This is a genomic window from Streptomyces sp. NBC_00663, assembly GCF_036226885.1.
Taxonomy (GTDB): domain Bacteria; phylum Actinomycetota; class Actinomycetes; order Streptomycetales; family Streptomycetaceae; genus Streptomyces.
Genome location: NZ_CP109027.1, coordinates 8,206,517 through 8,227,541 on the forward strand (window position 1 = coordinate 8,206,517; position 21,025 = coordinate 8,227,541).

The 21,025-nt window shown below is 70.8% G+C and carries 17 protein-coding genes and 1 pseudogene; 8 read left to right on the top strand and 10 right to left on the bottom strand.

The genetic code is table 11. The features are described 5' to 3' along the window. Window positions 1-53 precede the first annotated feature (53 nt). The 7 genes from OG866_RS37265 to OG866_RS37295 form a co-directional block, all read right to left on the bottom strand. Window positions 54-851: an alpha/beta fold hydrolase gene (locus tag OG866_RS37265; protein WP_329341671.1), complete on the bottom strand. Its 798-nt coding sequence runs from the start codon at window positions 849-851 to the stop codon at window positions 54-56. Then, window positions 848-2,452, bottom strand: coding sequence for a glycoside hydrolase family 43 protein (locus tag OG866_RS37270; protein WP_329341673.1), 1,605 nt, complete (start codon window positions 2,450-2,452; stop codon window positions 848-850). Before OG866_RS37270 ends, OG866_RS37265 begins: the two co-directional genes overlap by 4 nt. Before the next feature lie 18 nt (window positions 2,453-2,470). Beyond that, the gene (locus OG866_RS37275; RefSeq protein ID WP_329341675.1) at window positions 2,471-3,643 is read right to left on the bottom strand and encodes a hypothetical protein; all 1,173 of its coding nucleotides are present in this window, start codon (window positions 3,641-3,643) and stop codon (window positions 2,471-2,473) included. Window positions 3,644-3,732: 89 nt separating this feature from the next. After that, entirely contained in the window at window positions 3,733-6,660 is a 2,928-nt protein-coding gene (locus OG866_RS37280) for a twin-arginine translocation signal domain-containing protein (protein ID WP_329341676.1), read from the bottom strand. Between the two features lie 13 nt (window positions 6,661-6,673). Next, on the bottom strand, window positions 6,674-7,555 hold the full coding sequence (locus tag OG866_RS37285) for a carbohydrate ABC transporter permease (protein WP_329341677.1): 882 nt from the start codon (window positions 7,553-7,555) through the stop codon (window positions 6,674-6,676). Beyond that, on the bottom strand, window positions 7,552-8,505 hold the full coding sequence (locus OG866_RS37290) for a carbohydrate ABC transporter permease (RefSeq protein ID WP_329341679.1): 954 nt from the start codon (window positions 8,503-8,505) through the stop codon (window positions 7,552-7,554). The genes OG866_RS37285 and OG866_RS37290 overlap by 4 nt, the downstream gene beginning before the upstream one ends. A 22-nt stretch (window positions 8,506-8,527) precedes the next feature. Then, the gene (locus OG866_RS37295; protein ID WP_329341681.1) at window positions 8,528-9,853 is read right to left on the bottom strand and encodes an ABC transporter substrate-binding protein; all 1,326 of its coding nucleotides are present in this window, start codon (window positions 9,851-9,853) and stop codon (window positions 8,528-8,530) included. A gap of 364 nt (window positions 9,854-10,217) precedes the next feature. On the opposite strand from OG866_RS37295, the gene OG866_RS37300 reads away from it, so the two are divergent. Together OG866_RS37300 and OG866_RS37305 are read left to right on the top strand one after the other, a co-directional pair. Continuing rightward, entirely contained in the window at window positions 10,218-11,240 is a 1,023-nt protein-coding gene (locus OG866_RS37300) for a hydroxyacid dehydrogenase (protein WP_329341683.1), read from the top strand. 216 nt (window positions 11,241-11,456) lie between these two features. Next, window positions 11,457-12,563: a LacI family DNA-binding transcriptional regulator gene (locus OG866_RS37305; protein ID WP_443063602.1), complete on the top strand. Its 1,107-nt coding sequence runs from the start codon at window positions 11,457-11,459 to the stop codon at window positions 12,561-12,563. Here the strand turns inward: OG866_RS37305 and OG866_RS37310 are convergent. Next, a complete protein-coding gene (locus OG866_RS37310; protein WP_329341684.1) occupies window positions 12,517-12,843 on the bottom strand; it encodes a hypothetical protein in 327 nt (108 codons plus the stop codon). The genes OG866_RS37305 and OG866_RS37310 overlap by 47 nt on opposite strands. Before the next feature lie 2 nt (window positions 12,844-12,845). Beyond that, window positions 12,846-13,331, bottom strand: a complete 486-nt coding sequence (locus OG866_RS37315) for a ribosome-inactivating family protein (RefSeq protein ID WP_329341685.1) — start codon at window positions 13,329-13,331, stop codon at window positions 12,846-12,848. A 175-nt stretch (window positions 13,332-13,506) separates the two neighbouring features. Here OG866_RS37315 and OG866_RS37320 point away from each other — a divergent pair. The 3 genes and pseudogenes from OG866_RS37320 to OG866_RS37330 form a co-directional block, all read left to right on the top strand. Next, window positions 13,507-13,743 (top strand): annotated as a pseudogene (locus OG866_RS37320) (helix-turn-helix domain-containing protein); the annotation flags it as partial. Between the two features lie 357 nt (window positions 13,744-14,100). Then, complete coding sequence (locus OG866_RS37325; protein ID WP_329341686.1) at window positions 14,101-15,264, top strand: exonuclease SbcCD subunit D; 1,164 nt, start codon at window positions 14,101-14,103, stop codon at window positions 15,262-15,264. A gap of 76 nt (window positions 15,265-15,340) precedes the next feature. Beyond that, window positions 15,341-18,355 carry an SMC family ATPase gene (locus tag OG866_RS37330; RefSeq protein WP_329341688.1) on the top strand — a complete coding sequence of 1,005 codons (3,015 nt, stop codon included), beginning with the start codon at window positions 15,341-15,343 and terminating at the stop codon, window positions 18,353-18,355. On the opposite strand, the gene OG866_RS37335 is transcribed toward OG866_RS37330, so the two are convergent. Continuing rightward, the gene (locus OG866_RS37335) at window positions 18,323-18,769 is read right to left on the bottom strand and encodes an Lrp/AsnC family transcriptional regulator (RefSeq protein WP_329341690.1); all 447 of its coding nucleotides are present in this window, start codon (window positions 18,767-18,769) and stop codon (window positions 18,323-18,325) included. The two genes, OG866_RS37330 and OG866_RS37335, sit on opposite strands and share 33 nt — an antisense overlap. A gap of 155 nt (window positions 18,770-18,924) precedes the next feature. Between OG866_RS37335 and OG866_RS37340 the strand changes: the two genes are divergently transcribed. The 3 genes from OG866_RS37340 (at window position 18,925) to OG866_RS37350 (ending at window position 21,018) form a co-directional block, all read left to right on the top strand. After that, window positions 18,925-19,410, top strand: coding sequence for a rhodanese-like domain-containing protein (locus tag OG866_RS37340; RefSeq protein ID WP_329341692.1), 486 nt, complete (start codon window positions 18,925-18,927; stop codon window positions 19,408-19,410). A 143-nt stretch (window positions 19,411-19,553) separates the two neighbouring features. Further along, window positions 19,554-20,072 carry an immunity 21 family protein gene (locus OG866_RS37345; RefSeq protein WP_329341693.1) on the top strand — a complete coding sequence of 173 codons (519 nt, stop codon included), beginning with the start codon at window positions 19,554-19,556 and terminating at the stop codon, window positions 20,070-20,072. Between the two features lie 109 nt (window positions 20,073-20,181). Then, window positions 20,182-21,018 carry an SDR family oxidoreductase gene (locus tag OG866_RS37350; RefSeq protein WP_329341694.1) on the top strand — a complete coding sequence of 279 codons (837 nt, stop codon included), beginning with the start codon at window positions 20,182-20,184 and terminating at the stop codon, window positions 21,016-21,018. The last annotated feature ends 7 nt before the right edge of the window (window positions 21,019-21,025 follow it).

Below are 21,025 nucleotides of genomic sequence, written 5' to 3' on the forward strand. Positions count from 1 at the left end.
GTGCTGGTTCTGGGGCACCGCCACCGGGCGCCATCTCAGCCGATGCCGTGCGGTCACCGCGTGCCGTCGGCGGCTGCCCGTTCCTGGATGAGCCGCACGGTCCGTTCGGGGTGTTCCTCGTGCAAGTAGTGCCCGACGCCGGGCCAGTGGTCCACACGCGAGCCGGGCACGTGCAGGGTGCTTCTCTCCCAGTCGGCGGCTTCGGCCGAGGTCCATACCGTCAGGGCGGGCTGGGTGCGTCGGCGCAGGTACGCCTCGCTGTGCGGGCGGATGCCCACGGCGTCGCGGTCGGTGTACATGCCGGCGTATGCCTGGGCGATGACGTGGTTCGGGGTGCCGAGCATGGTGCGGATGTGCGCGGTGCGCAGCCCGGCTGGGGCCTGCGGGGAGAACGCGCCTGCCACGAAGTCGGCCGCCGCCCGTGTCCCCTGCTCCCGGTACTCCGCCAAGCGTCCCGGGATGCCGTCCACTTCGGTGCCGTGCGCTCCGTGGGCCGGGTCGAGGGCGACGACCGACCGGACCAGCTCCGGACGCCGGACGGCGAGCAGGTTGACCACCTGGCCGCCCATGGAGTGGCCGACGGCCACCACCGGGCCGCAGCCCAGGACCTCTACCAGGGCGGCCAGGTCGTACGCCATCTCCAGCGGCGTGTTGCCCTGGTCCGGCACCTCGGAGCGCCCATGGCCGCGCAGGTCGGGGACGATCACCCGGAAGCGGTCGGCCAGGGCGTCGGCGTGCGCCGACCACTCTCTCCCGTCGCCGCCCCAGCCGTGCACCAGCAGCAGGGCAGGGGCGTCGGCGTCGGACCCCAGGCTCGTGCAGAACAGGCGGATGTGGCCAACGTCGATCACGTGTTCTTCTCCTGGTGGGCGGCGTACGCGAAGTCCCCGTACACGCCGGCGCCGTCGAGGTCCTGCACCCACAGACCGAGCATCGCGCCGGTGAAGCCGAGGACTCTGAGCTGTCCTTCGTGGAATTCGTCCGCGTGCTCGTCCGAGAGGACCGTGGCGTCGAGGTCCAGGGGGAGGGTGCGAAGACCGGCGCCCTCGATGCCGTACGAGAAACGCAGCACCGGGCCGTCGAGTTCGGCGCGCAGGACCACGGGCCGTTCCGCTTCGAGCGGTACGGCGACGGGGTGCGCGGTGAGCTGTCCCGCCGCGCAGCTCAGGGCGGTCAGCAGCGGGGCGCCGCCGTCGTCCGCGGTCACGTACAGGTAGTGCCAGTTGCGGGTGTTGTAGTAGCCGGTCAGCCCGGCCAGGTGGTCCGGGGTGCGGGGTGTGAACGTCAGCCGGGTCTCGAAGGAGCAGCGGGATGTGGTGACTCGGCGGGCGACCAGGCTGGGGGTACGGCGGCCTGCCGGGGACTGGCCACCATGGATCCGCAGCCGTCCGGGCAGGGGCCGGATCCAGTCGGGGGTGGCCGGACGGCGCAGGGTGGACCAGTGCGGGCCGAGCCGCTCGAAGCGGTCGGTGACGGGCTCGGCCGGTACCGGTGCGGCGGGCAGCGCCGGAGCCGGCACGGTCACCGCCGGCACGCCGCCCGCGATGCGCGGCCATCCGTCGTCGGTCCAGGTGACCGGTTGCAGCGCGGTCTCCCGGCCGAGCACGCACCGGCCTCGTTCTGTGTCGGGGCGGGCGGCGATGTGGGCGGCGTACCACTGCCCCGTCGCCGTCCGGACGAACGAACAGTGGCCGGCCTTCTGTAGTTCCAGGGACGGGTCGTGCCGGGCGGTCATCAGCGGGCCGTCCGGGTCGGGCTCGTACGGGCCGAACAGGTCGCGGCTGCGGGCCACCGCCGCGCCATGCTCGTAGCCGGTGCCGCCCTCGGCGTGGACGAGGTAGTACCAGCCGTCCTTCTTGTACAGGTGCGGGCCCTCGGCGACTCCGGCCGCCGTCCCGACGGAGATCATCCGGGGTTCGCCGACCAGGAGCTGCCTCTCGCGGTCGTACTCCTGGATCTCGATCCCCGCGAAGGACTCGCGCTCCGGCCGCCAGTCGAACCGCATGTTCAGCAGCCAGCTGCGGCCGTCGCCGTCGTCGTCGTCGCCGTCATCGTCGTCGTGGAAGAGGGAGACGTCGAAGCCCCGGCCGTGCAGCGGCACCGGGTCGGACCACGGGCCCTCGATCGAGGGCGCGGTCGTCACGTAGTTGGGGAGGTCCTTCCAGCCCTCGGCGTAGGTGTCGACGACGGTGAAGACGAGGTGGAACAGGCCGTCCGCGTACGACAGTCCGGGCGCCCAGATGCCTCCCGAGTCCGGCACGCCGGTCAGGTCGAGCAGCCGTCGGCTGTCCAACACCCCGCCCAGCGCCCGCCAGTTCACCAGGTCCCGGGAGTGGTGGATGCGTACGCCCGGGTACCACTCGAAGGTCGAGGTGGCGATGTAGTGGTCGTCGCCGACGCGCAGGATCACCGGGTCGGGTTCGAAGCCGCGCAGGACGGGGTTGTGGATCACGTGGTGTCCGATCAGAACTCAGAGTGAGAACAGGAGGGTTCCGAAGCCTGGATGGTCGCACTGGAACGGGGCGCCCTCCGGCCGAAGCCCGGCCGCGACCTGGGTGGTGTACGGCGCGGATCTTCCCGCCCGCTTCACGTAGTGGTTGTACGCCATCTCGTAGATGGGCCGGAACGTGCCGCGCCCGGTGGTGGAGACGGCGGACCAGTGCCAGTTGCAGCGGCCGAAGCCGGCGTCGTACGGGACGGTGTTGCCGAGGTTGTACTTCGCCGTGTACTCGAAGCCGGACAGCAGCAGGGAGTCGGACGCTCCGTACAGGTCGAGGCCCTGGATCCAGGCGGTCTGGCAGATCTCGGCGAGCGAGCCCAGGATCAGCTGGGTGTGCGCCTGGTCGCGGCCGGACTCGCAGCACTGGCCGGTGCCGGGCTGGATCAGCTTGGTCAGCCCGCAGCAGCTGTGGGTCTGGAAGGCGTTGTACGCGTCGTTGAACAGGGTGAGGTTGTTGCACGCGACCGCGATCTGGAACATGCCCTTGAGGCCCATGAGTCCGTAGCCGCCGTCGCCGTAGATGTTGATGAGCGGCACGAAGATGTTCTCGAACATCGCGACCGTGTCGGCGAGTTCGGTGGGCGACCAGCTTCCCGCCGGACCGGTGTAGTGCATGATCTCGACGGCCGCGGCCAGTTTGGCGCCGTAGATGCCGGCGGCGAGTTCGGCGTCCTTGCCGTTGATCTCCCGCAGGGCGTTCGTCCAGGACTTGATGATGTCCAGGGCCTTGGTGGCGTGGGCGGTGTCGCGGGTGATGTACCACATGAGGGCGTTCTGGTAGGCGGCGTTGCAGTCGTACCAGAGTTCCGCGTTGCCGTCCTCGGGGCTGGTGCCCCTGGTGACGGTGGCCCGGCCGCCGGCGACGGTGTACGTGGATCGGGAGAAGAAGTCGGCGGCGAAGACGTCGTAGCCGTCGGTCCAGGGTGACGTGCCGGCCGCGACCTTGCTGCGGATGCGGTCGAGGTCGGTGCGGCTGTGCAGGACGCCGGGGTGGGTCAGCGCGGTCAGGCCGGAGGTGACGGCGGCGGCCTGACCAGCGCCGGCCAGGGCTCCGGTGCCCGCGATTCCGGCCGCGCCGGCGCCGACGGCGGTCAGTTTGAGGAAGCGGCGGCGGTTGGGAGGGACGGGTTGCGGCTCGTTCAAGGGAGGGTCCACTTTCACTCGGTGTTGAGTGGGCGGGAGGGGGTGGGCCGGTGCGGTCCCCCGTACCGCACCGGCCCGGTCATGGAGCGTCAGCCCCGGTACAGCACCAGGGTGCTGAGCGGGCCGAGCTTCGGCCGGTGCCCGGCTCCGACGTTCTTGCCCGTGGCCAGGTCCCGCGCGGGGCCGAAGTCGGGGCGGGCGGGGAGGGTGAAGGTCTTGTCGGTGGTGGTGTTCATGGCGATGAGGTAGTCGCCGTACTCGCAGAGATAGAAGGGCGCGCGGCCGACGAGCATGGTCTCGACGCCGTCGAAGTGGACGCCGAGGGCGGGGTCGGGGATGTCGTCGGGGACGGGGGCGAGGTGGTAGACGTCGCCTTCGAGGGCCTGGTGGAGGGTGTCGCCGGGCGGGGGGAATCCGCCGGGTGGGATGTGGGAGGCGCCGGGGTCGTTGATGGCGTAGTCCCACAGGACCCAGTCGCGGGCGGTGAAGGTGGCGTCGGTGGTGCCCGCGCTGCGCTCGCGGATGGTGGCGGAGCGCTGGTCGACGGGGGTGACGTGGTGGATGCGGGCGTAGTTGTTGACGCCCTGGCGGGAGCGGAAGTAGAGGGAGGCGAAGAGGAGTTCGTCGCCGTTCTTGACGGCTGCACAGCCGTTCTCCTCGTCGGTGAGGACGAAGTCGGGCTGGTCCGCGCCGGTCGGGATCCGGCCGGGCCGGGCCGCGAGGGACTGGAAGTCGTCCCAGTCGCGGGAGAGGAACCGCAGGGCGTTCAGGCCCACCCGGGTCCAGGTGTGGTGGGCCTGGAGGCTGAGCTGCGGGTAGAGCTGGCCGTCGGCGATCATCTCCTGGGTCCAGCCGACGATCTCGGGGTCCTTGAACACGGCGGCCGACATGACCGGGTTGGAGTCCCAGGCGGTGCGGGAGGCGTAGGCGGTCTCGCCGGGGTAGACCTCGTTGCGCCAGCCGATGACCGACTCGATGCGGGAGACCCGGTGGTGGTCCTTGTCCACGTCGACCACCCGGAACTTCCCGCGTGCCTTGGTCATCATGACCATGTGGTCGCGCAGTTCGGGCGCCTGCTGGCCCTGGTATCCGCGGGTGACCGACTCGTACATCATGACCAGCCAGTCGATGACCTCGCCGTAGCTGCCCACGTAGCCGAGTTCGCGGGTCAGGCCCGCCTTGGTGACCTGGTAGTAGCTGTCTCCGAGCGGCTTGGTGGGGTTGCCGTCGGCGTCCTCGGGGCCAAAGTAGGGGACCATGCCGATCGACTGGTACAGGTAGTCGCGCGCCTTGTCCTCGGACAGGGCCAGGTCAGGGGCGAGGAGCTTCAGACCGCGGTTGGTCTGGTAGAGGCCGATGGCGCAGATCTGGGCCTGGTTGCTGTAGTGCGGGAAGTGCTGTCGCCAGTAGTCGCGGCTGGACCTGAGCATGTCGACGTACGCGTCCTTGCGCACCGGCGGCACGGGGGTGGTCGTGTCGGCGGGGGTGACGAGGGTGACGTCGTCGAACCAGGCGGTGCCGGGGCCGGACAGGCGCAGATGCATCTCGACCTGCGTGGCGCCGGCCGGGGTGGCGAAGACGAACTCGACGTACTCCCAGTCGTGCGTGCCCTTGCTCGCGTAGACCTTGTGGTCGCTGCCCACCAGCTTGTTGCTCGCGTCGTAGAACAGCGGGTCGATGTGCGCGCCGGCGCCCGTGACACCGTCGGTCTTGATCCAGGCGCCGTATTTGTACGTGCCCTGGGCTATACGGGTCCTGGTGGCGGAGTTGACGTAGCTGTAGCCGTTGGCCGTGGTGACTTGCAGCTTGAGGGAGGCGGAGCCGGAACGGGAGACGGTGGTGTCGCGGGCCCAGGTGCCGCCGCCGGCTGTGGCCCAGCCGGGCATCGACCAGGAGGCGGGCGTGGCACCGCCGGACTCGAAGCCGGGGTTGGCGATGGCGTACGGCGAGCCGGTCACCTGCGTGTCGAGGCGGTCGCCGAGGTGCTCCCACAGCAGGGCCAGCACCAGGCCGACCCGGCCGAAGCCCTGCCACTGCTGGTCGGAGCCCGTGAGGACGGTGGCGTCGGCCTTCCATGCCATGTACCGGCCGTCGATCGCCTGGAGCACCCGGTCGACCGCCTCCGGCTTGCCGTAGGCGGGGCTGCCGGACCACAGGTAGCCCTCGGCCAGCGACTGCATGGCCCAGCCGTCCATGGCGGCCGGGGTCGCGGTGGTGAGGAGGTTGTTCTGGTCCTTGAGGACCCGCGCCTTGATGTCGTCCAGGACCTCCTCGCCACCCGTGCGGGCGGTCGCCGTGGGCGCGGTGCCCTGGACCTCGCCCTTGGGTGGCACGAAGTACGGCTCGGTGTGGGTGTAGAGGCGGTAGATGCCGCGCGACGGCGTGGTCATGGTCCGGTACAACTGGCTCGCGTCCTGCCCGTAGGACCAGATGCGGCCCATCGACCGGATCTCCAGCGTCACCTTGTCCTTGCCGGCGGTCATCTTCTCCGGCAGCGGCAGCGTGTGGAAGAAGAAGCGGCCCGGCCTACGCGGGGCGGTGTCGAGGATGTCGAGGCTGTCGACGGCACCTTGGTCCTCGTAGCCGACCTGCTTGCCCTCGCAGAACAGCTGGAGCCGCCACATGTTGGTGCCGGAGGCGGCTTCCTCGGAGGTGTTGTCGTAGTCGTCGCCCCACAGTCGCACGGTGACATACGTGGTGCCGGTCGGGCATACGGCGACGTCGAACTTCAGGGTGCCGCCCCAGAACGTCGCGGGGCTGGTCGGGTTGAGGACACGGGCGCTCTGGCCCAGGCCGCCGGTGACCGTGTCGGAGAGGGTGGCGGTCAGCTCGTGCGCGGTCTCGGAGTCCGCGTCGCCGAAGACGACGACATCGAGCGGAGCACGGCCACGCGCGCGGGACGCGTCCGGTTCGGCCGCGACAGCGGTCGGGGCCATCGGCAGTCCGATCGCCGCCGCGGCGACGCCGGTCGCTCCGGCGTACTTGAGGACGTCACGTCTTCTGGGTGTGTTGGGCACGGTGGTTCCCTTGTTACTTGAGGCTGCCCATGAGGATTCCGCTGCGCCAGTACTTCTGGAGCGCGAACATGAAGACCGCCAGCGGAATGATCGACAGCAGCGACCCGGTGAGGACGAGTGTGTTCATGTCGCGGGAGGTTTGCGCCTGTTGCACCCAGGAGAAGAGGCCCAGGGTGACGGGGAAGCTGCGCTCGCCGTTGAGCATGAACAGGGGAAGGAAGAAGTTGTTCCAGATGTTGACGAAGTCGAGCATGAAGATGGTGATGCCGCCGGTGCGCATCAGCCTGAGCGCGACCGAGAAGAAGATCCGCGTCTCGCTCGCGCCGTCGATGCGGGCGGCCTCCATCAGCTCGGTGGGCACCGAGGTGTCGGCGTAGACCTTGCCGAGGTAGACGCCGAAGGGGTTGATGAAGTACGGGATCAGCACCGCCCACACGGTGTTGGTGAGGTGGATGTCGGCGAAGACGAGGTAGAGCGGGAACGCGAGCAGGGTGCTCGGCAGCAGGGAGGCGCCGACGATGACGCCGAACAGGGCACCCCGGCCGCGGAAGTCGAACTTCGCCAGGCCGTACCCGGCGGCGAGCGAGAAGAGCGTCGAACCGGCGGCACCGACGGTGGAGTACAGGACCGAGTTGAGGATCCAGCGGCCGAAGACCCCGTCGTGGTAGTCCCAGATCGCCTGGAAGTTGTCGGCCAGGTGGTTGGAGGAGAACCAAAGGCCGAAGGTGGAGTACAGGTCCGTCTGGTTCTTCGTCGAGGCGACCAGGAGGAACCAGGTGGGGGCGAGCGAGTAGAGCAGGAAGACGATCAGCAGGCCGGTGGTCAGCGCCACCGCTCGGCGGGTCGGTCGCACTCCTCCGCCGGAGGCGGGCGCGGCGTTCGTGGCGCTGCTCATGACACCTTCCTGTTCGTGACGCGGTAGAAGACGAAGGCGAGAATGCCGGTGACGACCGCCAGGACGAGCGACTCGGCGGCGGCGTACTGGTAGTTGCCGGTCTTGAACGCGCGGTCGAAGATCTCCAGCATCGGCGTGAAGTCGGTACTGATGGACTCCGGCGCCACGTACCGCAGGAACAGCGGCTCGGTGAACAGCTGGAGCCGGCCGATGAGGGAGAACATGCCGGTCAGCACCAGGATGCCGGTGATGTTCGGCACCTTGATCGACCAGGCGATCCGCCACTCCTTCGCCCCGTCGAGCCGGGCCGCCTCGTACAGCTCGCGCGGCAGTGCCTGAAGTGAGGCGGAGATCAGGATCATGTTGAAGCCGATGCCCTGCCAGGTCAGCAGGTTGCCCAGCGACAGGTAGGTGTTCAGGCCGCCGAAGAAGGTGACCGTCGTGCCTGCCGTGTCGGCGATGTCGACGATCGGGCTGGCCGTCGGGCTGTAGAGGAACAGCCAGATCAGGGTCGAGACGACGCCCGGGACGACGTACGGGATGAGCAGTCCGGAGCGGAAGAAGCGCACCGCGCGAGCGGCGACGCCGTCGAGCAGGAGGGCCAGCAGGAGGGAGATGCCCAGCATCACCGTGATCTGCGCGGCCCCGAAGAGGAGGGTGCGCAGCATGCCGGCCCAGAAGGTGCCGTCGGAGAGGATCGCCGCGAAGTTGGCGAAGCCCGCGAAGACGGTCCTCGTCGGGCCGAAGCCGATGCCGCTGCTCTTCTTCTCGTGCAGGCTCTGGTTGAGGGCGTAGCCGATCGGCACGACGTAGGTGAGGAGGAAGCCGATCAGGAAGGGCAGCATGAACAGCAGGCCCTTGTAGGCTCCCCGCCTCCCGGTCCGGCGGGGGGAGGTCCGCCGGACCGGGGAGTCGGTGGCGACCTTCGCCGGTCGTATGAGGGTGGACAAGGCAGTCTCCAGATCAGGTGGTTCAGCCGGCCGCGACGGCCTTGACGCCCTTGTTCTTCAGGTCCGCGAGCACCCAGTCCTGAAGGTGCGTCAGCATGTCCTTCACGCTGAGCTCCTTCTTCATGACCTTGCCCCACTGCTTCTGCATCTCGGAGTACATGGCGGCGTAGTCGGGCCCGTACTGCCACTGTCCGCCGACCCGGGAGGCCGCGGTGGTGATGATCTGGGCGCTGTCCGACTTCCCGTTGAACATGTCGGTCGGGATGATCTTGTCGACGTACGGGGAGACGTCCTTGACCGCCGGGAAGAGCCCGGACTTGGACTCGGGGTCGGTGAGCGCGGTCAGCGACTCCTTGCTGCTGGAGAGCCAGGTGGCGAACTGGGCGGCCCGGTCGGGGTACTTGCAGCCCTTGAGGACGGCCGTGACGTCGAAGTTGCTGGACGTCTGCGGCTTGGCCGGGTCGAAGACGGGCGCGTCGGCGAGCTGCCACTTGCCCTTGGACTTGGGGAAGTTGGTGTCGTAGATCGGCAGCTGCCAGGTGGACGTGGTCATCGCGATCGTCTTGCCGAGGTCCCAGGTCTTGAAGACGCCCGGGTCGGCGTAGGAGGCGTTGGAGGCCAGGTTGTTGTCGACCAACTGCTGGACGACGTCACCGGCCTTGAGCGCCTCGGGCGAGGTGAAGCCGATCTCCCAGTGGTCACCGGCGATCTTGTACCACTGTGCGTTCGCCTGCCAGGAGAGGTCGACGAGTGTGCTCGGGTCCTCGCCCGCCATGTTGTAGATCTTGACGTTCTTGTTCTTCTTCCGCACCGCCTTGCCCGCCGCGATCAGGTCGTCCCAGGTGGTGGGGGCCTTGATGCCGTACTTCTGGAACAGGTCCGCCCGGTAGGCGGTGAACAGCGGGGAGGAGCCGGTGGGGATGCCATAGGTGGCACCGCCGGGGCTGACCGCGTTCCAGGCGGGGGTCGTGTAGCGGGACTTGTACGCAGCGGCGACCTTGGTGATGTCGGTGAGCAGGCCGTCGGCGGCGAAGTTCGCGAGGTTCATCCCGTCCATCTTCGACAGGCAGGGCGCGTTGCCGGAGGTCACCGCGGCGCGCAGCTTCTGGTAGACGGTGTCGCCGGCCGCGTTGACGTACTTCACCTGGGTCTCGGGGTGCGCCTTGTTCCACACCGCGACCTGCTGCTGGATGCCCTCCGTCCAGCTCCAGAACTCCAGCTGCACATCGCCCTTGGTGGTCTTCGCCGCCGAGTCGGTGTCATCACCGCCACCACAGGCGCTCAGGACGAGGGACAGCGAGAGGGCGGCGGCCGCGCCGGCGAAGGCTCTCGTACGGGTGGTGCTCATCGGTCCTCCGGGGAAGGCGGACAGCGCCTGCGGCGGGGGGAGGGCGCGGGCGGCTGAAGGCGGGGCAGGGGAGAAAAGAGGCGGTGTAGAAACCGTTTCCCATGGACCGTAGAACCACAATGGGCCGACCCACAAGAGGCGGGTGGTCAAATGTTTCGGCAGGCTTACGCATCGGTTACCCGCAGTACGCCACTGAGCTGGCACGTTGCCTGCCCGCTCGAATTCGGGATCCCGCGCTGCCGGGGTTCCGCACCGTTCCGCACTCCGGGAGGGCGTTGACCGGCGGGCTCCAAGCGCTCTAGCGTGGAATACGGTTACTACACCGTTCCCTCTCTTCCTCGCCTCCTTGCAGATGCGGAGCCCCATGCCCTCGCCACAGCCGTCGCAGCCGCCGCACGCCGTGTTCGCCATGGACCCGGTGCACCTTCCCGAACTCTTCCCGCCCTGGCTGATGGCACGGTTGACCTCGCTGACCCGGCTCGAACCCGCGCTGGTCGTACGGGACTTCGCCGACCCGGCGGTCGCCGGGGCCCTGGCCGAGGCCGAGGTGTTGATCACCGGCTGGGGCTGCCCTCGTGTCGACGAGCACGTCCTGTCCGCGGCGCCCCGGCTGCGGGCCGTGCTGCACGCGGCGGGCAGTGTGCGCAGCCTGGTGGCACCCGCCGTCTGGGACCGGGGCATCGCGGTGTCCAGCGCGGTGCACGCCAACGCGCTTCCGGTGGCCGAGTACACGCTCGCCGCGATCCTGCTGGCCGGCAAGGACGTCTTCGGACTGCGGGAGCGGTTCCGTACCGAGCACGTGTTCCCGCCGCCCGGCGACTACGCGAAGGTCGGCAACCTCGGCAAGCGCGTCGGGATCATCGGGGCCTCGCGGGTGGGACGACGCCTGCTCGAACTGCTGCGACCCTTCGACTTCTCGGTGTCGTTGTACGACCCGTACGTCGACGCCGCCGAGGCCACCGCGCTGGGCGCCGCGCTCGTGCCGCTGGACGAGTTGCTGAGCACCAGCGACATCGTCACTCTGCATGCGCCCGACACCCCTCAGACCTATCGGATGCTCGACCGCCGGCGGCTGTCGCTGATGCCGGACGGCTCGGTGTTCGTGAACACCTCCCGGGGTGCACTCGTCGATCCCCACGCGCTCACCGACGAACTGGTCGCCGGGAGGATCACCGCCGTGCTGGACGTGACCGAACCCGAGCCGCTGCCCGCGGACTCGCCCCTGTACAAGCTGCCCAACGTCTTCCTCACCCCGCACATCGCCGGCTCGCTCGGCAACGAGCTGGAGCGACTCGGCCGCACCGTCGTGGACGAGCTGGCGCTGCTCACCGCGGGAGCACCACTCGCGCACCGCGTGCGCCAGGCCGATCTGGCCAACAGTGCCTGACCCGATACCGGGACAGGGCCGTCCTCATCCGGCGAAGCGAGGGTCGGCGGGTCGTCGGCCGGGAGCGTCGGTACCACTGGCCAAGGAGGCGGCGCCATGGCTGGCAGCGGGCGGTGAGCTGCGGGATCCTGCCTACAGGAATCGTTTGCCATGTAGCGCCGAGCGGCTTGTTGCCGCCCGACCGAGATCGATCCCGGATGCAGTAACGTCGGCGTCGTGACGGACAACGGAAAGAGCGCCCGCAAGGGCCCCGGGCGTACTAGGACCAGGAGTAAGCGGCCCGGATCGGACGGTCCGAGCACGATCCGCGACGTCGCCGCCAAGGCAGGCGTTTCCGTAGCAACCGTTTCCCGCACTCTGGCCGGCAACTACCCCGTGTCAACGGAAACGCGGGCCCGTGTCATGGCGGCCGTGGAGTCATTGCACTACGTGGTGAACGTCCACGCGAAGGCCCTCTCCGGGCGCGTGGCCGGTCCCGTCGCTCTCGTCATCCAGGACATCACCGGCCCTTCCCTCGCCCATGTCGCCGCCGGCGTGGAACAGGAGGCCAACAGCCGCGGTCGACTGAGCCTGGTCTGCTCGACACACGGCGACGCCACACGGGAGGACGACCTGGTCCAGCTCATGCGGGAGCAGCATGCGGCCGCGGTGGTCATCGTCGGCGGCGTGGTGGCCGATGACGCCTACCAGCGCCGTATGGCCGAGTACGCAAAGGCCCTCGATGCCGCCGGATCGCGGCTGGTGCTGGTCGGGCGTCCTCCGCTGGCCGCCGACGTTCCCGCGACCGTGGTCGAGTACGACAACCGGGGCGGCGCGTTCCAGGCGACCTCGCACCTGCTCGGCGTCGGCCACCGGCGCATCCTCTTCCTCGGCGGCGAGCCCGGGTTCAGCAGCGCCGAACAGCGTCGAGCCGGTCATCTGGACGCTCTGCGCGCCCACGCGGTCCCCTATGAGACCGAGCTCGACATCCCCGGCGGTTACACCCGCACTTCGGGCTACCGCCGAGTGCGCGACGCGTTGGCCGACGGACTGGACTTCACGGCCGTCTTCGCCTGCACCGACGCGATCGCCGTCGGCGCGCTGGCCGCCCTGCGCGAGGCGGGCCTGCGCCTCCCGCGCGATGTGTCGCTCGTCGGCTTCGACGACGTCCCCTTCGCGACGGACCTGACCCCGTCCCTCACCACGATCCGTGTCCCCTACGAGGAACTGGGGCGGACCGCCGTACGCCTGGCTCTCGACCGGGAGGAGACCATCGGCGATGACGACCACGTGGTGCTCAGCACGCAGTTGGTGATCCGGGAGTCGGTACGGGCTCCCAGGTGAAGGGCCCGAGATCGGCGAGGTGAACACCGGCGGTGCGGGCGGCGGGAGACGGCGTGGGGAGCGGCGTAGGCAGCGCCCGGCCCCGACGGGTCCCCTTGGCGACGTGTAGGTAGTACAGGGCGTACATGGCCGCGGTGAGCAGGCTCTTCTGGACCCGCTCCTGCTGCATGTCCACGTAGTGTCGAGACAGAGCGGTGGCCCCCATGTGGTCGGCGTTCAGGAGGCCGAAGTAGTTGGCGACGGGGCGGAACCGGACCGCCTCCGGCACGGCCTGGGTCATCGTCAGTAGCGCGTGGTCCTGGCCGCCTGCTGGTCGGGGTCCACGTAGTAGTACGTCTCGTGACCGCGGTCGCCGCCCCACCAGCCGATCAGGTACAGGTCCGAGGCCCGCAGCCGCAGCGTGACGAAGCGCTGGTTGTGCTGGATCTCGACATCGACGTCGATGTACGTGCGCGTGGCGCTCGGGTCCGTGTGCATGACGCGGTAGCCGGTGCCCGGCACGGCTTCCTCGTGGCCGCTGTTCACGGCCCAGCGGATGGCGCCGATGAAGTTGAGGTAGCTGTTCCTGTCCCCGATCTTCCATCTGGGACGGCTCGCCGCGTCCGCGCTCTGCACCAAGCCCAGCGGCCCGATCGGCGTGGCGAAGACCGACAGCACGACGGCGGCGACGATCGATCCGACGGTGATCCTGCGGGTGCGGCGCCGTGCTGCCGGCGCGGGCTGCTGCGCCTCCGGTTCGGGGCGTGTCATCAGGTCTGTCCGGGGCATGCGCTGTTCTCTTCGGTTGATCGGCACGTCGCTGTTGTCACCACGTCGCTTTTGTCGCAGCGAACAATTGCGGGGAACCGATACCGCGCCATTTGTCCGGACGTTAGGTTGTCGTCACGTTGGTCGCGTACGAAAGCCGTACGAAAGCCGCCAGTGGTACCGAGGGGAGCGCGCCGTGGGCCGGCCCGAAAGACCCGTGGATCCCGACGCCGGTCCCGTGCAGCGCCTCGCACATCAACTGCGCGAGCTGCGCAGGGCCGCCGGCAGCTCTTCGTACCGGGCGATGGCACAGACCGCCGGCTTCTCCGCGGCAACGCTGTCCCAGGCCGCGGCGAGAGAGCGCTTGCCGTCACTCGCCGTCGTCCGCGGGTACGCGTGCGGGGCGGATCCCGCCGAGTGGGAGGCCCGCTGGATCGCCCCCTACATCCACCACCCCCAGGGCTGGCTGGAGGTCCACTACGGCAAGCGCAAGGACGGCCACTCCTACTGGTACTACCCCGGCAAGGGCGCCACGGGCGTGCACATCGACACCCCCGTCTCCCTCAAGAGCACCGGTGAGCTCAAGGGCCAGTTCTACCGGGCGGCCTGGAACTGCTGACGGGCCGGGGCACCAGGGGAATTGTCAATCAATCCCCATGGTGATCTGAGGTGAGTGGTGGATGAGGGAGCCACATGCGTTAGCGTGGCGAGCGTTGACGGCGAGCCCCGTGCTGGTTCGTGCTGGTTTTTGAGGTGCAGTGGGGGCAAACGTGCAGGTCAGAGCGATTTCATGAAATTGCTGCACACTTCCGACTGGCATCTCGGCCGGGCGTTCCACCGGGTCATCATGCTCGGGGCGCAGGCCGAGTTCATCGGGCACCTGGTCGCGACCGTGCGTGAGCGCGGCGTGGACGCCGTGGTCGTGTCGGGAGACGTGTACGACCGGGCGGTGCCGCCGCTGGCCGCGGTCGAGTTGTTCGACGACGCCCTGCACCGGCTCGCCGACCTCGGTGTGCCGACGGTGATGATCTCCGGGAACCACGACTCGGCCCGCCGACTGGGTGTGGGCGCGGGGCTCATCGACCGCGCGGGCATCCATCTGCGGACCGAGCCGTCGGCGTGCGGGACCCCGGTGGTCCTTGAGGACGCGTTCGGCGACGTGGCCTTCTACGGCCTGCCCTACCTCGAACCCGCCCTGGTGAAGGACGAGTTCGGGGTGGAGAAGCCGGGGCACGAGGCGGTGCTGGCCGCCGCCATGGACCGCGTCCGCGCCGACCTCGCCACCCGCGCGCGCGGCACCCGCTCCGTCGTCCTAGCGCACGCCTTCGTCACCGGCGGCGAGGCCAGCGACAGCGAACGGGACATCACGGTCGGCGGGGTGGCCGCCGTACCGTCCGGCGTCTTCGACGGCGTCGACTACGTGGCGCTGGGCCATCTGCACGGCTGCCAGACCATCACCGACCGCGTCCGCTACTCCGGCTCCCCGCTGCCCTACTCCTTCTCCGAGGCCGACCACCGCAAGAGCATGTGGCTCGTCGACCTCGACGCCGAGGGCGCGGTGACCGCCGAGCGCGTCGACTGCCCCGTGCCGCGTGCGCTGGCCCGCGTGCGGGGGACGCTGGAGGAGCTGCTCGCCGACCCGGAGCTCACCCGGCACCAGGAGGCGTGGGTCGAGGCGACCCTCACCGACACCGTCCGCCCCGCCGACCCCATGGCCCGTCTCACCGAGCGTTTCCCGCACACCCTCAGCCTCGTCTTCGACCCCGAGCGCGCCCCGGACGACCCCGAGGTGTCCTACGCCAGGCGGCTCGCGGGGCGCAGTGACCAGGAGATCGCCGAGGACTTCGTGTCCCATGTGCGGGGCGCGGGACCCGACGAGGACGAGCAGGGCGTGTTGCGGGAGGCGTTCGACGCGGTGCGAGCGGACGAGGCCGTGCGGGAGGTGGCGCGGTGAGGTCGCACGCACCGGTTGAAGACGGGGGAGGCGGCGCGGTGAGGCCGCGCCGGTTGAAGACAGGGGAGGGTGCGCGGTGAGGCTGCACCGGCTGGACATCACCGCCTTCGGCCCCTTCGGCGGCTCCCAGAGCGTCGACTTCGACGAGCTGTCCGTCGCCGGGCTCTTCCTGCTCCACGGACCGACCGGCGCGGGCAAGACCTCCGTCCTCGACGCCGTCTGCTACGCGCTGTACGGCTCCGTCCCCGGCGCCCGCCAGACCGGCCAGGGCCTCACCCTGCGCAGCGACCACGCGGCCCCCGGCACGCGCACGGAGGTGCGCCTCGAACTGACCGTCGCCGGACGCCGGTTGGAGGTCACCCGCCAGCCGCCCTGGGCCCGCCCGAAGAAGCGCGGCTCGGGCAGCACCCTCGACAAGGCCCAGAGCTGGCTGCGCGAATACGACGCCCGGACCGGCGCCTGGAAGGACCTCAGTCGCTCCCACCAGGAGATCGGCGAGGAGATCACTCAACTCCTCGGTATGAGCCGCGAGCAGTTCTGCCAGGTCGTCCTGTTGCCGCAGGGCGACTTCGCCCGCTTCCTGCGCGCGGACGCCGAGGCGCGCGGCCGGCTGCTGGGCCGCCTCTTCGACACCCACCGCTTCGCCGAGGTCGAGAAGCGTCTCGCCGAACGCCGCCGCGCCACCGAGACACAGGTCCGCGACGGGGACACCGAGCTGCTGGCCGACGCGCACCGCATGCAGCAGGCGGCGGGCGACGCGATGGCACTGCCGGACGCCGCACCGGGGGACCCGGGTCTCGCCGACGCCGTCATGAGCGCCGCCGCCGTCGCCCGCAGCACCGCCCGCGAGCAGCTCACCATCGCCCGCAGCCGCCTCACGTCCGCCGAGTCCGCGCAGGCGGCTGCCGAGCGCACGCTGGGCGACGTACGCGAAGTGGCCCGGCTTCAGCAGCGGTTCGCCGAGGCGCGGCAGCGGGCCGCGCTGATGGAGGAGCGGTCCGACGGCTACCGGCAGGCGCTGGCCCGCATGGAGCGCGCCCGTAAGGCCGAGGCCGTGGCACCGGCGCTGGAGCTCAGGGAGGCCGCCGACGCCGAGCACGGCCGGGCGGCCGGGACACAGGCACGCACACGTGCGCTGCTGCCGGACACCTTCGCCGACGCCGGAGCCGCCGGGCTCGCGTCCGCCGCCCGCCGGGCCGCCGAGGAACTGGGCGGGCTGGAGTCGGCCCGGCGGGCCGAGCAGCGGCTGGCCGAACTCGTCGCGGAGCGGGCCGTCCTCGACCGGCAGGAGCGTGCCGACGACGACGTCCTGCGCGAGGCGGACGACTGGCTCGCCGGATGGGAGGCGACCCGCACCGCGCTCCAGGCCCGCATCGACTCCGCCCAGGAGGCCGCGACCCGGGCCGAGCAGCTCGGGGTGCAGCGCGAGCCCGCGCAGAGGCGGCTGGGCGCGGCGCGGCTGCGGGACCAGCTGGCCGGTGACACCGACACGGCCGCCGAACAGGTCCGGCTCGCCCAGGCGGACGCGCTGACGCTCAAGGCCCGCTGGCTGGAGGTCAAGGAGCAGCGGCTGAACGGCATCGCCGCCGAACTCGCCGCCCAGTTGACGGACGGCGAACGCTGCGCGGTCTGCGGGGCGACCGAGCACCCGGCCCCGGCCCGCAAGGACGCCGGGCACGTCGACCGGGAGGCGGAGGAGCGGGCGCTGGCCGCCTACCAGCACGCGGAGGAACGGCACAGCGAGCAGGAACGGCGCCTGGGCGTCGTACGCGAGGCACTCGCCGCGGCCACGGCGGAGGCCGGTGATGCCTCTACCGGGCAACTCGCCGATGCCGCCGAGGAGTTGGAGCGGCTCTACGCGCAGGCCCGCCGCGAGGCCTCGGATCTGCATCCCGCGCACGAGGAGCTGCGCCGGGCCGAGCAGGAGCACGAGCGGCGCACCGGAGTGCGCCAGGAGGCCGCGGTACGGGCCGCGTCCCGCGTCGGGCACCGGGACCGCCTGGACCGCGAACGGGGCGTGCTGGAGGAGGAGTTGGCGCAGGCGCGCGGCACCCTCGACAGCGTCGCCGCACGGGCCGACCAGCTGGAGCGCCAGGTCAGGCTGCTCACCGACGCCGCCGACGCGGCCCGCGTCGCCGAGGACACCGCCCAGCGGCTCAAGGACGCCGACGCCCGGCTGGCCGACGCCGCCTTCCGGGCCGGCTTCGACACCCCGCAGGCCGCGGCGGAGGCGCTCCTCGACGACGCGGCCCATCGCGACCTCCAACGGCGGCTCGACGACTGGCAGTCGCAGGAGGCCGCCGTACGGGCGGTCCTCGCCGAACCCGACACCGCGGCCGCCGCCCAGCAGCCGCCCGCCGACCTCGCCGCCGCCGAGCGCGCGGCGACGCTCGCCGCCCAGCGGGTGCGCGACGCGGCCTCCGCGCGCGACGCCGCCGCCCGGCGCTGCGCCGACCTCGACCGGCTCTCCGCGCGCGCGACCGTCTCCGTGCGCCGCCTCGCCCCGCTGCGCGAGGAGTACGACCGGGTGGCCCGCCTCGCCTCGCTCACCGCGGGCACCTCGGCGGACAACGAACGCAAGATGCGCCTGGAGTCGTATGTGCTGGCCGCGCGGCTGGAGCAGGTGGCCGCCGCCGCGACCGTGCGGCTGCTGCGGATGTCCTCCGGGCGGTACACCCTCGTCCACTCCGACGACCGGGCCGGACGCGGTCGCAGTGGCCTCGGGCTGCATGTCGTCGACGCCTGGACCGGGCGGGAGCGGGACACCGCCACGCTGTCCGGCGGTGAGACGTTCTTCGCCTCGCTGGCCCTCGCCCTCGGCCTCGCGGACGTCGTCACCGACGAGGCGGGCGGGGTGCGGCTCGACACACTCTTCATCGACGAGGGCTTCGGCAGCCTCGACGACCAGACTCTCGACGAGGTCCTCGACGTGCTCGACTCACTGCGCGAACGGGACCGCAGCGTCGGCATCGTGAGCCATGTCGCCGACCTGCGGCGGCGTATCCACGCGCAGTTGGAGGTCGTGAAGGGCAGATCCGGTTCGGCCCTGAAGGTGCGCTCAGCGGCCCAGCGGCCGGCGCGGCAGGGGTGAGGAGTAGACGACGCTCGTCGTCACCGCCCCCAGGGCGCCGATCTTGCCCGACACCTCCTCCAGGTGCCGCATCGACTGCGCGGCGACCTTGATGACGAAGCAGTCGTCGCCCGTGACATGGTGCGCCTCCAGGATCTCCGGCGTCGCCTCCAGCAGGTCGTGGAACGGCTTGTAGTTGCCGTTCGGATAGCGCAGCCGCACGAACGCCAGGATCGGCAGCCCCAGCCGGTCCGGGTCGACGACCGCCGCGTACCCCTGGATCACGCCCGCCTCCTCCAGCCGGCGCACCCGTTCCGTGACCGCGCTCGGGGACATGGAGACGGCACGGGCGAGCTCGGCGAAGCTGGCCCGGCCCTCCCGCTGGAGGACATCGAGAATGCGCCAGTCGGTGGCGTCCGGGGAAAACTCGGTCATGCCGGAGAGATACCAGGGGAATCACCGGCGGATCAAGCGGAACGCCGGGGATCGGCACTTCAGCGGTGTGATCGGGCGACGTAGATTTCTGGGGCGGGGAGGGCGACGAGGCCCGACGAGAAGCCCCGCGAGCCGTGTCAGGGAAAGGCCATCGCATGAGCAGCGTCAGCACCAACACCGTCAACCCCGTCCTGCGCGTCGCCCCCGCGGCCCCGGCCGAGGCCGCCGCCTACTTCCGTGCGAGCCTCGTCTTCCACGCCGACGTCTCCGACGTCGCCGCCGCGCTCTCGGCCGGGGGCGACCCCGGTTTCGTCGTCCTGGACTCCCGCTCCACCGAGGCCTGGGAGCAGGGCCACATCCCCGGCGCGGTCCACCTGCCGACCGCCCTCATCCCCGAGCAGGCCGAGCAGCTCCTCGACAAGTCCGTGCCGGTCGTGACGTACTGCTGGGGCCCCGGCTGCAACGGCGCCACCCGCTCGGCCCTCGCCCTCGCCGAACTCGGCTACCAGGTCAAGGAGATGCTAGGCGGCTTCGAGTACTGGGCGCGCGAGGGCTTCGAGTTCGAGACCTGGGAGGGCAAGGAGCGCCGTGACGCGGACCCGCTGACGGCGCCGGTGGACGCGGAGAACTGCGGCTGCTGAGCCGGGACCGGGGCGCTGCGGCGCCCCGGCGGCGCGGGTGACCGTCCGCCACTGAGTGGGGATCCCGGCCTTCTGAATCACGGATTCCGGTCTTCCTGAGAACGGGCGACGCGCACTGTCATGTACCGGGTAGATTCCGCGCCATGGTGCGATACGCGGAGCCGGGCGTGGCGGAGTGGGTGGAGTCGGGCGGCGGGCCCCTCATAGCGGTCCCGGAGACCGTACTGCCGTTCTGGGCGGGCGCCGACGGCGACGAGACCGCCTCGGACTACGACCGGGCCTGCGAGGTCGATGGATACCTCGGCCTGCTGCCCGTCGGCGACAGTGCCGCGCTGGTGTTGGGCGACGAGCCCGCCTCCACCACGTATCTGCCGGACCGGGGCCTCTTCGTACGGTGGTCGGCCGCGGAGTCCGAGGAGCAGCTGCTCGGCGAGGTACCGGCCGCGCTCGCCGCCGCCGTGTGGGGGCCGGAGGTGGCCTGGAACGTGCCCGGACCGGTGCTGCTGTTCGACGCCGCCTGGCCGGGAACCGATTCCCTGCGCACCGACCACGTCTGGATCGCGCTCGACCCCGGCCGCTACGCGGTGCGCGCGGCACACGTCCGGTCCGGTCCGGAGACCTGGCTGGGACTCGTACAACTGAGGCCGCTGGCGCAGGGATAGAGCAAACCCGAGCCCCTGGTGCATGGGACAGCAACTCAGGCCCTTGGTGCACGGGACGGCCGGGAAATTCCCGTGCGCCGCGCGGGACGGTTCCCCATCATGGTCGTCCATGCCCCGACTTCCCCACCCCGCCCCCGAAGAACTCCGCCGCGATCCGCTTCCCCTGCGCGGCCGTACCGCCCTCGTCACCGGCGCCAGCAGGCGCGGCGGCATCGGGCACGCCGTGGCCCGGCGGCTGGCCGCCTACGGGGCGAGCGTCTATCTGCACCACCACGTCCCGCACGACGCCGCCCAACCCTGGGGAGCGGACCGCCCGGAGGACGTGCTCGCCTCCGTGCGCGGCGCGGCCGGCGACCCCGCGGCGCGGATCGTGGCCGGACCCGGTGACCTGACGGACCCCGCCGCCCCGGCCGCACTGATCGCCACCGCCGCCGACGCGCTCGGCGGCCGGCTCGACATCCTGGTCGCCAACCACGCCCTGAGCGGCAGCGACGGCACCCTCGACGAGATCGACGCGGCCATGCTGGACGCTCACTGGGCGGTCGACACCCGCTCGGTGCTGCTGCTGGTGCAGGCCTACGCACGGCACCGGGCAGGCGGCCTCCCCGGCGGCCGGATCATGATGATGACCTCAGGCCAGGACAACGCGGGCGGCATGCCGGGCGAGATCGCCTACGCCCTTCAGAAGGGCGCGCTCGCCTCCATCACCCGCTCACTGTCGACGGCGCTCGCTGACCGCTCCATCACCGTGAACACGGTCAACCCCGGCCCCGTGGACACGGATTACCTGACAGGTGAGGTGTACGAGGCCGTCGCCGCCCGCTTCCCCGCCGGGCGCTGGGGGATGCCCGACGACCCGGCCCGCCTCATCGCCTGGCTCGCGACGGACGAGGCGGGCTGGATCACCGGGCAGGTGATCGACTCGGAGGGCGGCTTCCGCCACTGAGTCCGGC